Below are 13478 nucleotides of genomic sequence, written 5' to 3'. Positions count from 1 at the left end.
GATGCGCTCGTTGAGTTTATCGAGACGTTTCTCTGTGCGCGTTTGCTGAGGCCGTCGAGGATGAGCTTGAGTCCGGCCCGAAGCGTTCGAAGAAATGTCGATTGATACTTTGTTCATCGGTTCAGAGGAGGCAAGCCTCCGTCTGCCCACAGAACCGTGCGTACGGGACCGTAAACGGCTCCTCACGTAAGATAGACCCATTGATTCACGTCAAACCAGTGTGCGAGCTTTTGGTCGGACCGAATGGTTTGTCCTTTAACCTCGATAAACCACTTATTAGGGTAAGCTCTGTCTTGCTCAGCGCCCAGCGCTTTCGGTTGGTAAAGGCCACGGCTGCGGCCTTTGGTCAAACCGGCGCGAAAATGCTGTCGATATTAGGTGCTTTGTAGCCCATCATGCATTGGTTATGGGCGCTGACATTGAACAGGCCGATATCGTCACCACAAATAACCAGAATATTCGGTTTTTTGTTATCAGCGGCTTGTACCGAAGAAAAACAGCTAATAATCAGCCCTTTAAATTTCCGCCGCCACTTAAATGTTAAATGTCATTATCTTTGGCATAACTTTGCTATTTTTTGCAATCCTAATCATCTGAAACCCTCTTTGAACAGTTCAATTTTGACTACTTGCACAGGCTATTGGTTTTTGGTGAGCTGGCTCAGTTTTAGGAAGAAGCGGGGGTCTAAAGGAATCAGTTTGGTTGCTTTTGTTCATTTTTACACGAATTATTACCATAACCTCATTAAATCTATGTCAAATAACTTTTGTCATAGGGCGAAACAAAAAAGGCTTTGAATCATTCAAAGCCTTTTTTGATTTAAGAGATGGAGAGTAATACCGAATTTTACCTTTTTAAATTTTAAACTGTCTAACTGCCTCTCTAAGCTGGTTGGCAAGGGCTTGTAATTCTCTGCAAGCCGTTGTCGTATTTCTGGCACCAATAGAAGTGTCGTGCGACACGGCGCTGATATTGCTGATATTACGATTAATTTCTTCTGCAACCAGACTTTGCTGTGCGGCAGCATTTGCAATCAGGTTATTCATATCGTTGATGGTATCGATCTTCTGACTAATGCTTGAGATGGCTTCTCCGGCAGACGCGGCCTGTTCGACGCTGTTTGTGGCTTGTTTTTTGCCGTTTTCCATCACTTTGACCGCTTGTTCAGCTCGGGCTTGTAAGCGTTCTATAGTCTTTTGAATTTCTAAGGTCGAATTTTGTGTTCTGCTGGCCAGTGTCCTGACTTCATCCGCCACAACAGCAAACCCTCTGCCTTGTTCACCGGCTCTTGCCGCTTCAATGGCAGCGTTTAAGGCTAGAAGATTGGTTTGTTCAGCAATACCTTGAATAACGCCCAAGACTTCACCGATACTGTTGCTGTCAGACTGCAACTCATGAATAACTTGAGCCGCATTTTCAACTTCAGAAGCCAGTCGGTTTATGCCGTCAACTGAAGCTGTGACTACATTTTTTCCGGACAATGCTTCAGCATCAGCCTTTGAAGCTGCCTCGGAAGCTCTTACCGCATTCCTTGCCACTTCCTGAACAGTAGCAGTCATTTCTTCCATAGCCGTGGCCACTTGGGTCGTTTCAGACTGCTGTTTGTCTACGCCTCTTTCTGTTTCTTCCGTAATGCTGGATAAACGAACGGAAGCCTGGGCCAGTTGATCGCTTGTAGTGCTGATACGCTCAACCGTTTTGGCTATTTTTTTGACGAAACTGTTGAAACTGCCAGCTACCCAGGCAAATTCGGATTTACCCGTAGCGTTCAGTCTAGCTCTTAGGTTGCCCTCGCCACCAGCGATATCTTGAAGTTTTAATGCCAAATCGGTCAGAGGGGTAATAATAACAAAATTAATTGTCAAAGCGCCTAGAAGTCCCACAACAATCAGCGCAGCCAAGCTGAATCCCACAGCAATCATAAGTTCACGTTTTAATTGCGCATTGATTTGGCTTAAAGGACTTATAATTTCGAATGCTCCGTGCAAATCGCCTGCCCGTTTATTTTCCATAGGGTAATCAAGGATATCAACCCCTTGAACATTTCCCCAAACCGCTTCAGAAGTTGCAGGGTCGCCATGACAGACTTCACATTGCTTGCTGAGTTTTACCGGTCTAAAAAAACGTAATTCTTCGTTATCTTCATCGATATGAACGAATTCTTTACTATCCGGATTATTTTGAAAAAAGATTAAGGCGTCCTGTTCAATGCTGTCAGCTTCATTAGTTGAATTTCTGGCCCCAACACGGGGAGCCTTAAATCGAAATTTTCCTTCTTTGGCTTTGGATTGAACGACGTCCCAAGCATTCATCACCGGAACTGTTGCCAACACTTTGTCCTTTTTATCTTTTCCGGTACTGTTTTGAGCGATCTGTTTAACCAGTTCGGTTGAAAAAATCCCCTTTTCCCACTTAATGTTGGTATTTTCTCGAACGGACTCCGACATTAAAAGCAAATTTCTAGCGTTTTGAATTTCATTATTAATGAGTTTTTCTTTTTCTGATATGCCATAAATAAACAACAAAACTGTTGCGATTATCGCCAACGCTGTTGTGGTAATGGCCACCACTTTAACGCCAACTGAATGCCAATTCATGATCATATGTTTCTCCGGTTCATCCTTTAATTCAATCTAAATTGGTTTTAAGGATTGGCAATTTTGGTTATAAGATTAGTTCAGAGTCCCTTTGTTTATTGGGACGCCTCAAATTTTAATAAAAGGATAGCTGATAATTTAAGGTCGTCATTTTTTTTGAAGGAAATAAGAAAATATCAACCTTATTTCTCTGAATCGATCAATGACTACGATAGATATAACCCGCATTAATGGGCATAATAGTCATACAGTGAGTTAAGTTTCCTGAGTTTTTCAACTTCAAAATTATTTTTATCATGAGCCGAGTAAAAGTGTTATTTGTTTGCATGGGCAATATTTGCCGGTCACCTACAGCTGAAGGGGTTTTTACAAAACTGGTTAACGATCAGAATTTGAGTCATGTTTTTGACATCGATTCGGCTGGAACACATGCATACCATGAGGGCGAAGAACCTGATCTGAGATCACAAAAATCTGCAAAAGAGCGAGGCATTGAATTAAATCACCTTAGAGCCAGAAAAGTCGTGCTCTCTGATTTTGAAAGGTTTGACTACATATTGGCTATGGACAGCGATAATTACTCACTTTTAAAAGGGGCTTGTCCTGAACATCACAAAAATAAAATTCATTATTTTTTGGATTTTGCGCCTCATTTAAATGTCAAGGAAGTGCCTGATCCTTACTACGGAGGCCGATTTGGTTTTGAAAAAGTACTCGATTTGGTTGAAGAAGCCTCGCTTGGTTTTCTGCAAACAATTAGAAGTCAATTGGAGGATAAATGATTTTAATTAAGTGTTTTTTTTTAGCGGTGTTGCTAATTCATTCTGCAATTACGCTAGCCGAAATTTCCAAGCCCATAACGCATGTCGTCATTGTCTGGTTAAAAGAACCCGGCAATGAAGAAACCAAAACACGCTATATCGAGGAAAGCAAACGCTTGAACGATTTACCCGGCATCATCGCCCGGCATACCGGCGTCATTGCTCCAAGCGGACGGCCCATTGCCGATGAAAGTTTCGATGTCGCGGTAACGGTTACCTTGAAAGACAAGAAGGCATTGGATGCCTATTTGGCGCATCCTAAACACAAGCAAATTCTGCACGAAAAGTTGCAGCCTTTGGTAGAAAAAGTAGTTACTTACGATTTTATTACGCCCTGAGGAATTGATATGACTATCGTTTCGAATACTGTAGGTTATTTGGATGGTGACATTCATTTAGAGGCTTATTTTGCATTTGATGACGCATTAGAAGGGCAGCGACCGGTTGTGCTGATCTGTCATGCATGGGGCGGTCGCGATGAGTTTGTCGCCGAAAAAGCTAGAAAGCTGGCGGAATTGGGTTATGTGGGATTTGCTGTCGACATGTACGGTAAGGGCGTCACAGGTTCTGGACCGAAAGAAAATGCAAAATTGATGCAGCCGTTTATGGAAGATCGGGCTTTATTGCAAAAGCGAATTTTAGCGGCTTTAAGTGCCGTAAAGTTATTGCCCTGGGTCGATGAAAAACGCATTGCCGCGATCGGCTTTTGTTTTGGTGGATTATGTGCGCTGGATTTAGTGCGAAGTGGTGCGAATATCGCAGGCGTGGTGAGTTTTCATGGCTTGCTGATTCCGCCATCCTTGCCAACAAAAAAAATCATGGCCAAGGTATTGGTTTTACACGGTAATGACGACCCTATGGTGCCGGTTGATCACGTGCTTGCTCTGGCGTCGGAATTAACAGATTCTTGTGAGGATTGGCAAATTCATACCTACGGACATACGATGCATGCTTTTACAAATCCGGTTGCCAATAATCCTGACTTTGGCACGGTATATAACAAGCATGCGGATAAACGTTCCTGGCAAAGTTTGCTGTCATTTCTAGACGAGGTTTTTTGTTAATCCGCCTGTTTATGGCAGTCAAGCTTTATCATCGATACGCCTGCTGCTGAATTGAATAGGTATGCTTCGACTCAGCAAAGACAATTTGATACAATGCGCGCCTTTTTAAGCGTTTAGTAATAAGCAAAATTGCAGCAGTATGCTTTTGTATTATTAACAATATGGAAACTATGCTTGCCAGCCTCGGTTGGTTAGGCATTTATTATAAATAAAACGGAATCATGTCAGACTTTGCCAAAGAAATAATTCCTGTCAATCTTGAAGACGAGATGAAGCAGTCCTACCTCGACTACGCGATGAGTGTAATCGTAGGTCGAGCATTGCCGGACGTCAGAGATGGGCTTAAGCCCGTTCATCGCCGTGTGCTATATGCTATGAGCGTACTGGGCAATGAGTGGAACAAGCCCTATAAAAAATCGGCTCGTGTGGTCGGTGACGTTATCGGTAAATACCATCCTCATGGCGATACGGCTGTTTACGACACGATAGTTCGAATGGCTCAACCTTTTTCAATGCGTTACATGTTGGTTGATGGTCAGGGTAACTTCGGCTCGGTAGACGGTGACTCGCCGGCGGCTATGCGTTACACGGAAGTGCGCATGTCTAAAATTGCTCATGAATTATTGGCTGATCTGGATAAAGAAACAGTCAACTTTATCCCCAATTATGACGAATCCGAATCCGAACCTCAGGTTTTACCCACACGGGTTCCAACCTTATTAATTAATGGTTCTGCCGGTATCGCGGTGGGCATGGCCACCAACATTCCTCCTCATAACCTCGGCGAGGTTGTCAGTGCTTGTTTGGCGTTAATCGACCAGCCTGATATTACGATTACCGAATTAATGCAGTATATTCCAGGCCCTGATTTTCCGACTGCCGCATTTATTAATGGCGCAGCCGGAATAAGAAGTGCCTATATGACAGGACGTGGCAAAGTTTATTTGCGCGCACGCTGCCATTTTGAAGATATCGGCGACGGCGGACGCCAGGCCATCATCACTTCAGAGTTGCCTTATCAGGTCAACAAAGCGAAGTTGCTGGAAAAAATTGCTGAAATGGTCAAGGAAGGCAAACTGGAAGGCATCTCTGCATTAAGGGATGAGTCCGATAAAGACGGCATGCGCATGGTTGTAGAACTTAGGCGCGGTGAAGTTGCTGAAGTCGTGTTAAACAATCTTTACAAACAAACACAAATGCAAACGGTGTTTGGCATCAATATGGTCGCGTTGTTTGATGGCCGGCCCCACTGTATGAGTCTCAGAGAGATTCTGGTTGCATTCATCGATCATCGCCGCGAAATTGTTACACGCAGGACGATTTTTAATCTTCGTAAAGCCAGGGAAAGAGCCCATACGTTGGAAGGGCTTGCAATTGCCCTTGCCAATATCGATGAAATGATCGAGCTGATCAAGAACTCTAATAATCCTGCGGAGGCAAAAGCCGGATTATTAGCCAGAACCTGGCAAGCCGGTCTCGTTATTGCCTTGCTGGATAGGGCGGATGCCGATCGTTCAAGGCCTGAAGATTTGCCTGCTGAATTTGGTTTGTCCGAAGGGTTTTACCGGCTATCCGAAGCCCAGGCACAAGCCATTCTCGATTTGCGCCTGCATCGTCTTACCGGACTGGAGCAGGAGAAAATAGTCAATGAATATAAAGAATTATTAAAGTTGATTGATGAGTATCTGGCCATTTTGAACAGCGACATCAGACTGATGGAAGTCATCAGGGAAGAACTGGTTGCAATCAAGGATGAATATGCCGATGCGCGTAGAACGGAAATTCTGCAGGATCATCTCGATTTGAGCGATGAAGATCTGATTACCGAAGAAGATGTAGTCGTAACGATGTCTCATGAGGGTTACGTCAAGTCTCAGCCATTGACCGACTACAAAGCGCAGAGACGCGGTGGCCGAGGCAAGTCGGCGACTGCAACCAAGGAAAAGGATTTCATTGACAAGCTCATCGTAGCCAATACGCATGACACCATTTTGTGCTTCTCATCTTTAGGCAAGGTCTATTGGCTCAAAGTCTACAATCTTCCCGTGGCCAGTCGCGCATCTCGAGGCAAGCCGTTTGTCAATTTATTACCTTTGGAAACGGGCGAAACTATCAATGCCATTTTGCCGATCCGTGAATTCAGTGCTGATAAATTTATTTTTATGGCCACATCGGCAGGAACCGTCAAGAAGACGCCGTTAAATGAGTTTGAGCGTCAACGCGCCAACGGTAAAATAGCCATTGACTTACATGAAGGCGATCGATTAGTTGGTGTGGCCGTAACCGATGGCAAGCAAAACGTATTGCTGTTCAGCAGCACCGGCAAGGCGGTTTGTTTCAATGAGACGGATGTGCGCTCAATGGGCCGAACCGCGTCGGGTGTTCGTGGCATTCGTTTGCAAGAGGGGCAAAAAGTCATCTCTTTGATTGTTGCCGCTGAAGGAACAGTGCTTAATATCTGTGAGAACGGCTACGGCAAACGAACTCGAATTGAGGAATTTACCTGTCATAAACGAGGCGGGCAGGGGCTGATTGCTATCCAGACGTCTGAGCGCAATGGCGATGTAGTGGGTGCTGTTTTGGTTTCGGACCAGGATGAAATCATGCTGATTACGGACGCAGGAACACTGGTGCGAACCCGTGTTGATGAAATTTCAGTTGTCGGAAGAAATACACAAGGAGTTACGGTTATTCGTCTTGATAAAAATGAAAAAGTAGTGGGAGTGGATCGTATAGAAGGACTGGCCGAGGATGAAACCCAAGATGACGAATTTAATACCGGAGAAGGAGAAGAAGAAAATGAAGAGAATTTATAACTTTAGCGCAGGCCCCTCAATTCTTCCTGAAGCTGTCTTAAAACAAGCACAGGAAGATATGCTCGATTGGCAGGGAACCGGCATGTCAGTCATGGAAATGAGTCATCGTGGCAAACATTTTTCAGCGATTGCAGCGGAATTGGAAGCTGATTTAAGAGAATTGATGGGGATCCCTGACAATTATAAAGTATTGTTCATGCAGGGTGGTGCTACCGGGCAGTTTTCATTTATACCGATGAATATTTTGCGAGGCAACACCAAAGCCTGTTACGTCAATACCGGAGCCTGGTCGACTAAAGCTATAAAAGATGCAGGCCGTTTTTGCGAAGTTATTGTGTCGGCCACGTCGGAACATGGCGGCTTCAAAACCATTCCGGATCCTTCCAACTGGACTATCGATACGGATGCGGCTTATCTGCACTACACCTCGAATGAAACCATTCATGGCGTGGAGTTCCCTTTTATACCCGACAGCAAGGGATTACCCCTGGTTTCGGATATGTCATCCAACATTCTTTCGCGTCCTGTTGATGTCAGTCAATTTGGCTTGATCTATGCCGGGACTCAAAAAAATATGGGTCCCGCGGGTGTGACTGTCGTTATTGTAAGAGACGACTTAATCGGCACTGTCGATAAAAAATTGCCCGACGTTTTTAATTATGCGGTGCAGGATAAAGACAAATCCATGTTGAATACCCCGGCAAGCTACAACTGGTACTTGGTTGGTTTGGTCTTGAAATGGTTAAAGTCCTTAGGTGGAATAGCCGCTGTTGAATCGAAAAACAGGGCCAAATCGGCAAGGCTTTATCAGGCAATTGATCAGTCAAGTTTATTTAGCAATCCTATCGATCCGGCATATCGTTCACGAATGAACGTACCTTTTATTTTGAGCAATCCGGATCTTGACAAGACATTTCTGGCTGAAGCTGAAGCTAAAGGTTTGGCCGAATTGAAAGGTCACCGTTCTGTTGGCGGCATGCGAGCCAGCATTTACAATGCCATGCCGGATGAAGGTGTTGATGCGCTGATCGACTTTATGAAAACCTTTGAAAAGACGCATGGCTGATTAAATCTATGAATGCCGTTACTCCTCTTTCAGAATTAAGAGCCCAAATTGATGCGCTTGACGAGCAAATTTTAAGCTTGATCAATCAACGGGCTCAGTGTGCAATTGAAGTGGCTAAAACCAAAATTGCCCAAGGGGAGGACGGCTGTTTTTATAGACCTGATCGGGAAGCCCTGGTTTTACGACGCGTAAAAGAATTAAATGCAGGGCCGTTAAGCGATATGACCATGGTTCGTTTTTTTCGCGAAATCATGTCCTCGTGTTTAGCGCTGGAAAAGCCGCTTGATGTTGCCTATCTGGGGCCTGAAGGCACATTTACCCAGCAGGCCGCGATCAAGCATTTCGGTCATGCCGTCAATACGCTTGCCACATCAACCATCGGTGAAATTTTCAATCTGGTTGAGAATGAACACTGCCAATTTGGTGTGGTACCTGTTGAAAACTCAACAGAAGGGATTGTCAACCATACGTTAGATCGCTTCATTAATACTGCTGTCCATATTTGCGGCGAAGTGGAGCTCAGAGTTCATCAAAATTTGCTTGGCCTGAGTGAAAACGTCAATGGCATCACAGAGGTGTTGGCTCATCAACAATCATTGGCTCAATGCCGTCAGTGGCTGGATGACAATATCCCGGGCGTCAAACTTACCGCGGTGAACAGCAATGGCGAGGCGGCTCAGTTGGTTTCCAATGACAAGTCCAAAGCCGCCATAGCCAGCATAGCCGCTGCCGAACGCTACAGTTTGAATGTGATCAAACAAAACATTGAGGACGAGTCAAACAATACGACCCGGTTTATTATCATTGGTCATCAAACCTCGCAATCAACCGGCAATGATAAAACTTCATTACTCATTTCAACAGGCAATCAGCCAGGGGCGCTTTACCGGGTGCTAGAACCGTTTGCTGAATACGGCATAGGCATGCTGCATATCGAATCTCGCCCTTCTCGTCAGGGCCTGTGGGACTACGTTTTCTTCATTGATATTGATGGGCACGTAGACGATGATGACGTGAGCAAGGCCCTCGATACTTTAAAACGCCGTGTCAGTATGATTAAGTTGTTAGGCTCTTACCCTAAAGCGGTAATTTAAAAATAGCCTTCTTTCTTTTTTAATTAAAATCCCCGAAATTAACCCCATCTAAAATGAATTGCGATCCTATTTATGAATTAGCGTTACCCGGTGTTCAGCAACTGATCCCCTACAAGGCCGGTAAACCTATTGAAGAGCTTGAGCGTGAACTGGGTCTAACCAACATCATTAAACTTGCCTCCAACGAAAACCCGCTAGGTCCCAGCCCTCTTGCAATCGCTGCGATTCAAGGAACACTGAAAGATTTGGCGCTTTATCCGGATGGCAATGGATTTAATCTTAAACAGGCCTTGTCATCAAAGTTTAATATCGACGCCAGGCAAATCACTTTAGGTAATGGCTCAAATGAATTGCTGGAATTGATTGCTCGAACTTTTGTCTCTCCCGAGCATGAAGTCGTATTTTCCCGGCATGCCTTTGCGGTCTATCCCATCGTAACCCAAGCGGTGGGCGCTAAAGCTGTAATAGTTCCCGCCAAACAATACGGCTATGACCTGGATGCAATACGTCTTGCGATCTCGGACAAAACCCGGGTCGTCTTTATCGCCAATCCCAACAATCCAACGGGCACTCTTTTAGCCGGCAATGAGTTGGAGTCGTTTATCAGCGACTTGCCTAAAACGGTTATCTGCGTATTGGATGAAGCTTACTTTGAATTCATAGCACCTGAACACCAGGCAAATTCACTTGAATGGCTTGATCGTTATCCTAATCTGATCATTACCCGGACTTTTTCCAAGGCTTATGGATTGGCGGGATTGCGGATAGGATTTGGATGTTCCAGTGTCCTGATAGCGGATTTATTAAATCGAGTGCGCCAACCTTTCAACAATAACATGCTGGCTCTTGCTGCCGCCGAAGCAGCGCTTAATGATCACGTGCATCTGCAGAAAACCGTATTGAATAACCAGCAGGGAATGGGGCAATTGCTTGATGGTTTTCGGAAGCTGAAGCTGGACTGGATCCCCTCGGCAGGTAATTTTGTATCGGTTGATTTACGGCAATCGGGTGAAGCGATCTATCAGGCTTTATTATTGAAAGGGGTGATCGTAAGACCGGTAGCCAATTACGAAATGCCCCATCATTTGAGAATCAGCATTGGCACTCAGGCTGAGAATCAGATTTTTCTCGATGCCTTAGAAGCTATTTTGGCGCATGTTTAATCGGATTTGCATTATCGGCGTCGGACTCATTGGGGGGTCGATCGCACGAGCAGCCAGAGAACAAGGTTTATGTTCGGAAATCATCGGTTTTGGCCGTATTGATGACAAGGAAAACCTTGAACAGGCATTGCAGCTGAAGGTAATTGATCGTTATTCTTTTGATATTCAATCAGCCGTTGAACGTGCGGATCTCGTCGTCATTGCAACGCCGGTCGGCAGTATCAAATCGGTACTTTCAATGCTGAAGCCGGTCTGGTCTGAAGCTACCATCTATACCGACGTGGGTAGTACAAAAACCAATGTCGTTGCTGCGGCTGCCGAACTATTTGGTCATGTACCGGCCAATTTTGTTCCGGCTCATCCTATCGCGGGCGCCGAGCAAAGCGGTGTAAAAGCGGCTTTGCCCGATTTGTTTAAAAATAAGCGCCTAATCATCACGCCGTCAGCAAATACTCATCCTGACTCGCTGGCTAAAGTACGATTATTCTGGGAGAGACTCGGGGCCGTCATATCCATCATGGATGTTGAGCATCATGATGCGGTGCTGGCGGCTACCAGTCATCTCCCTCATCTGCTTGCTTTCGCTCTGGTTCACATGCTGGGACGTAAGGATGAGCAAGTCGAAATTTTTAAATTTGCTGCGGGTGGATTTAAAGATTTTACGCGTATCGCTTCAAGTGACCCCACTATGTGGCTGGATATCAGTCTGGCCAATAAAAACCAGTTGTTGCCCCTAATTGAGCAATTGAAACACGAGCTTAATTCTTTGGAGCTGGCGTTAGATACCAATAACAGTCAGCAGCTTCTTGAAACCTTCACGTATGCCAGGCACGCCCGGCAACGCTTTCTTGATCAGTTTAATAATAATTAATATGTCTAAAACAGTTACTTTTATAGTTCAGCCCGGTGGAAGTCTTAATGGTAGTGCAAGAGTTCCCGGAGACAAATCAATATCTCATCGATCCATCATGCTGGGGTCACTGGCTGAAGGCATAACTCATGTCAAAGGATTTCTTCAGGCTGAAGATGCTTTAGCTACTTTGCAGGCATTCCGTGATATGGGCGTTAGAATTGAAGGCCCGAAAGACGGCGAACTGACTATCTATGGCGTAGGTAAGCATGGCTTAAACGCACCACAAAAGCCTTTGTATCTGGGTAACTCGGGGACTTCAATGCGCTTGCTGTCCGGGTTGCTGGCTGGGCAGGCATTCGATTCCGAATTAACCGGCGATAAATCGCTTTCAGGGCGGCCCATGAGACGGGTTACGGAGCCTTTGGCCAAAATGGGCGCTGAGATTGAAACAACGGAAAAAGGGACCGCGCCGCTCAAGATCAAAGGTCAGGCTGGAAAACTCAGAGGCATTGATTACGAAATGCCCATGGCAAGCGCTCAAGTTAAGTCATGCCTGCTATTGGCCGGCATGTATGCAGAGGGTATAACTTCAGTTACCGAGCCTGCGCCAACAAGGGATCATACCGAGCGCATGCTAACCGGTTTTTCATATCCGGTCGAAAAACAAGGCTCTAAAGTTTCAATCAGTGCAAAAGGATCATTGACAGCCAATGATATCGACGTGCCCAGTGATATTTCTTCTGCGGCTTTTTTCTTGGTAGGCGCATCAATCGCGCCGGATTCGGACATTATCCTGCGTCATGTCGGCATCAATCCAACCCGAACGGGTGTCATTGACATACTCAGATTGATGGGCGCCAAGATTGAAGTTCTCAATGAACGCATTGTGGGTGGCGAGCCCGTGGCTGATCTGCATGTGGTTTCAAGCCCTTTAACCGGCATTGACATACCCGAGGCCTTGGTCCCACTTGCAATAGATGAGTTTCCTGTTTTATTTGTCGCCGCCGCTTGCGCACAAGGTCAAACACGGTTATCCGGCGCAGAAGAATTGAGAGTCAAAGAATCCGATCGTATTCAGGTCATGGCGGATGGTTTACAAATTCTCGGTATCGATGCTCAACCAACCGCTGACGGTATGATCATCCAGGGAGGAACCCTAGGGGCGGGCAGGGTGATTTCTCATGGCGATCATAGAATTGCAATGGCATTTTCTATTGCAGGACTTAAAGCGAGCGGCCCTATCGTCATTGAGGATTGTGAGAACGTAAACACCTCCTTTCCTGAATTTGTCAGCCTAGCAACAAATCTTGGCCTTAAACTGATCAGTGAGCAAGCGTCATGACAGTTCCGGTGTTAACGATAGACGGTCCGAGTGGGGCGGGCAAAGGCACTGTAAGCCGGGCTGTGGCCAGAAAACTGGATTGGAATTATCTTGACAGCGGCTCTATATACCGGTCTTTGGCGGTAGCAGCTTTAGTTGCAGGGGTCGATATCAACGATGAACCCTCGGTGACAGCTGTTGCCGAGGAAATGAAACTGGCTTTTGATTGTGGCGATGAATTAACTGTTTTTTTGAACGGCGAAAACATTACATCGCAATTGCCCCTTGAGTCGACCGCTAAAGTAGCCTCCATCGTTGCAGCATGGCCCGAAGTCAGGCGGGTTTTACTTCAAAAACAAAGAGATTTTAAGGTATTACCTGGACTGGTTGCAGATGGCAGAGATATGGGAACGGTTGTTTTTCCGGAAGCAACAATTAAGGTTTTTTTAACGGCAAGTGCCGAAGAAAGAGCATTAAGACGCTATAAACAGTTGAAAGAGAAAGGAATTGATGCTAACCTTGCACAGATTACTTGTGAGATAGAAGAGCGTGACCGCAGAGATAGCGAACGTGCATCAGCGCCGTTGAAAATAGCAGAGGATGCTGTATTGATCGACTCTTCAAGTATGAGCATTGAATCAGTTATCGCTGAAGTGCTTGCACTGTTCCCTTGAGTAATACAA

11 protein-coding genes are annotated in these 13478 nt (G+C 45.5%); 10 read left to right on the top strand and 1 reads right to left on the bottom strand.

The features are described from left to right. Positions 1-854: 854 nt before the first annotated feature. Positions 855-2597 carry a methyl-accepting chemotaxis protein gene (locus Q7V32_RS17545; protein ID WP_304898279.1) on the bottom strand — a complete coding sequence of 581 codons (1743 nt, stop codon included), beginning with the start codon at positions 2595-2597 and terminating at the stop codon, positions 855-857. 296 nt (positions 2598-2893) lie between these two features. Between Q7V32_RS17545 and Q7V32_RS17540 the strand changes: the two genes are divergently transcribed. The 10 genes from Q7V32_RS17540 to cmk all read left to right on the top strand — a co-directional run bounded on the left by Q7V32_RS17540 (position 2894) and on the right by cmk (position 13469). Then, positions 2894-3379 (top strand): low molecular weight protein-tyrosine-phosphatase, encoded by a 486-nt coding sequence (locus Q7V32_RS17540; protein ID WP_304898278.1) that lies wholly within the window; start codon positions 2894-2896, stop codon positions 3377-3379. Further along, a complete protein-coding gene (locus Q7V32_RS17535) occupies positions 3376-3756 on the top strand; it encodes a Dabb family protein (RefSeq protein WP_304898277.1) in 381 nt (126 codons plus the stop codon). The genes Q7V32_RS17540 and Q7V32_RS17535 overlap by 4 nt, the downstream gene beginning before the upstream one ends. A gap of 9 nt (positions 3757-3765) precedes the next feature. Further along, the gene (locus Q7V32_RS17530; RefSeq protein ID WP_304898276.1) at positions 3766-4482 is read left to right on the top strand and encodes a dienelactone hydrolase family protein; all 717 of its coding nucleotides are present in this window, start codon (positions 3766-3768) and stop codon (positions 4480-4482) included. Between the two features lie 221 nt (positions 4483-4703). Then, positions 4704-7298 carry a DNA gyrase subunit A gene (gene gyrA, locus Q7V32_RS17525; protein WP_304898275.1) on the top strand — a complete coding sequence of 865 codons (2595 nt, stop codon included), beginning with the start codon at positions 4704-4706 and terminating at the stop codon, positions 7296-7298. Continuing rightward, a complete protein-coding gene (serC, locus tag Q7V32_RS17520) occupies positions 7282-8364 on the top strand; it encodes a 3-phosphoserine/phosphohydroxythreonine transaminase (protein ID WP_304898274.1) in 1083 nt (360 codons plus the stop codon). The genes gyrA and serC overlap by 17 nt, the downstream gene beginning before the upstream one ends. An 8-nt stretch (positions 8365-8372) precedes the next feature. Beyond that, a complete protein-coding gene (pheA, locus tag Q7V32_RS17515) occupies positions 8373-9458 on the top strand; it encodes a prephenate dehydratase (RefSeq protein ID WP_304898273.1) in 1086 nt (361 codons plus the stop codon). A 53-nt stretch (positions 9459-9511) separates the two neighbouring features. After that, positions 9512-10621: a histidinol-phosphate transaminase gene (gene hisC, locus Q7V32_RS17510; RefSeq protein WP_304898272.1), complete on the top strand. Its 1110-nt coding sequence runs from the start codon at positions 9512-9514 to the stop codon at positions 10619-10621. After that, positions 10614-11492: a prephenate dehydrogenase/arogenate dehydrogenase family protein gene (locus Q7V32_RS17505; RefSeq protein WP_304898271.1), complete on the top strand. Its 879-nt coding sequence runs from the start codon at positions 10614-10616 to the stop codon at positions 11490-11492. Before hisC ends, Q7V32_RS17505 begins: the two co-directional genes overlap by 8 nt. Before the next feature lies 1 nt (position 11493). Beyond that, complete coding sequence (gene aroA, locus Q7V32_RS17500) at positions 11494-12816, top strand: 3-phosphoshikimate 1-carboxyvinyltransferase (RefSeq protein ID WP_304898270.1); 1323 nt, start codon at positions 11494-11496, stop codon at positions 12814-12816. Next, positions 12813-13469, top strand: coding sequence for a (d)CMP kinase (cmk, locus tag Q7V32_RS17495; RefSeq protein WP_304898269.1), 657 nt, complete (start codon positions 12813-12815; stop codon positions 13467-13469). The genes aroA and cmk overlap by 4 nt, the downstream gene beginning before the upstream one ends. Positions 13470-13478: the final 9 nt, after the last annotated feature.

The sequence above is a fragment of the Methylicorpusculum sp. genome, assembly GCF_030651835.1.
Lineage (GTDB): Bacteria > Pseudomonadota > Gammaproteobacteria > Methylococcales > Methylomonadaceae > Methylicorpusculum.
Note: the sequence above shows the minus strand (reverse complement) of the source record. Positions and strands in the feature narration are given on the sequence as shown.

Excerpts from the sequence above, each read along its gene's own strand:
- Q7V32_RS17530 (WP_304898276.1), top strand. The coding sequence starts at position 3,766 with ATGACTATCGTTTCGAATACTGTAGGTTATTTGGATGGTGACATTCAT.
- hisC (WP_304898272.1), top strand. The coding sequence starts at position 9,512 with ATGAATTGCGATCCTATTTATGAATTAGCGTTACCCGGTGTTCAGCAA.
- aroA (WP_304898270.1), top strand. The coding sequence starts at position 11,494 with ATGTCTAAAACAGTTACTTTTATAGTTCAGCCCGGTGGAAGTCTTAAT.
- pheA (WP_304898273.1), top strand. The coding sequence starts at position 8,373 with ATGAATGCCGTTACTCCTCTTTCAGAATTAAGAGCCCAAATTGATGCG.
- Q7V32_RS17535 (WP_304898277.1), top strand. The coding sequence starts at position 3,376 with ATGATTTTAATTAAGTGTTTTTTTTTAGCGGTGTTGCTAATTCATTCT.
- cmk (WP_304898269.1), top strand. The coding sequence starts at position 12,813 with ATGACAGTTCCGGTGTTAACGATAGACGGTCCGAGTGGGGCGGGCAAA.
- Q7V32_RS17540 (WP_304898278.1), top strand. The coding sequence starts at position 2,894 with ATGAGCCGAGTAAAAGTGTTATTTGTTTGCATGGGCAATATTTGCCGG.
- serC (WP_304898274.1), top strand. The coding sequence starts at position 7,282 with ATGAAGAGAATTTATAACTTTAGCGCAGGCCCCTCAATTCTTCCTGAA.
- Q7V32_RS17505 (WP_304898271.1), top strand. The coding sequence starts at position 10,614 with ATGTTTAATCGGATTTGCATTATCGGCGTCGGACTCATTGGGGGGTCG.
- gyrA (WP_304898275.1), top strand. The coding sequence starts at position 4,704 with ATGTCAGACTTTGCCAAAGAAATAATTCCTGTCAATCTTGAAGACGAG.
- Q7V32_RS17545 (WP_304898279.1), bottom strand. The coding sequence starts at position 2,597 with ATGAATTGGCATTCAGTTGGCGTTAAAGTGGTGGCCATTACCACAACA.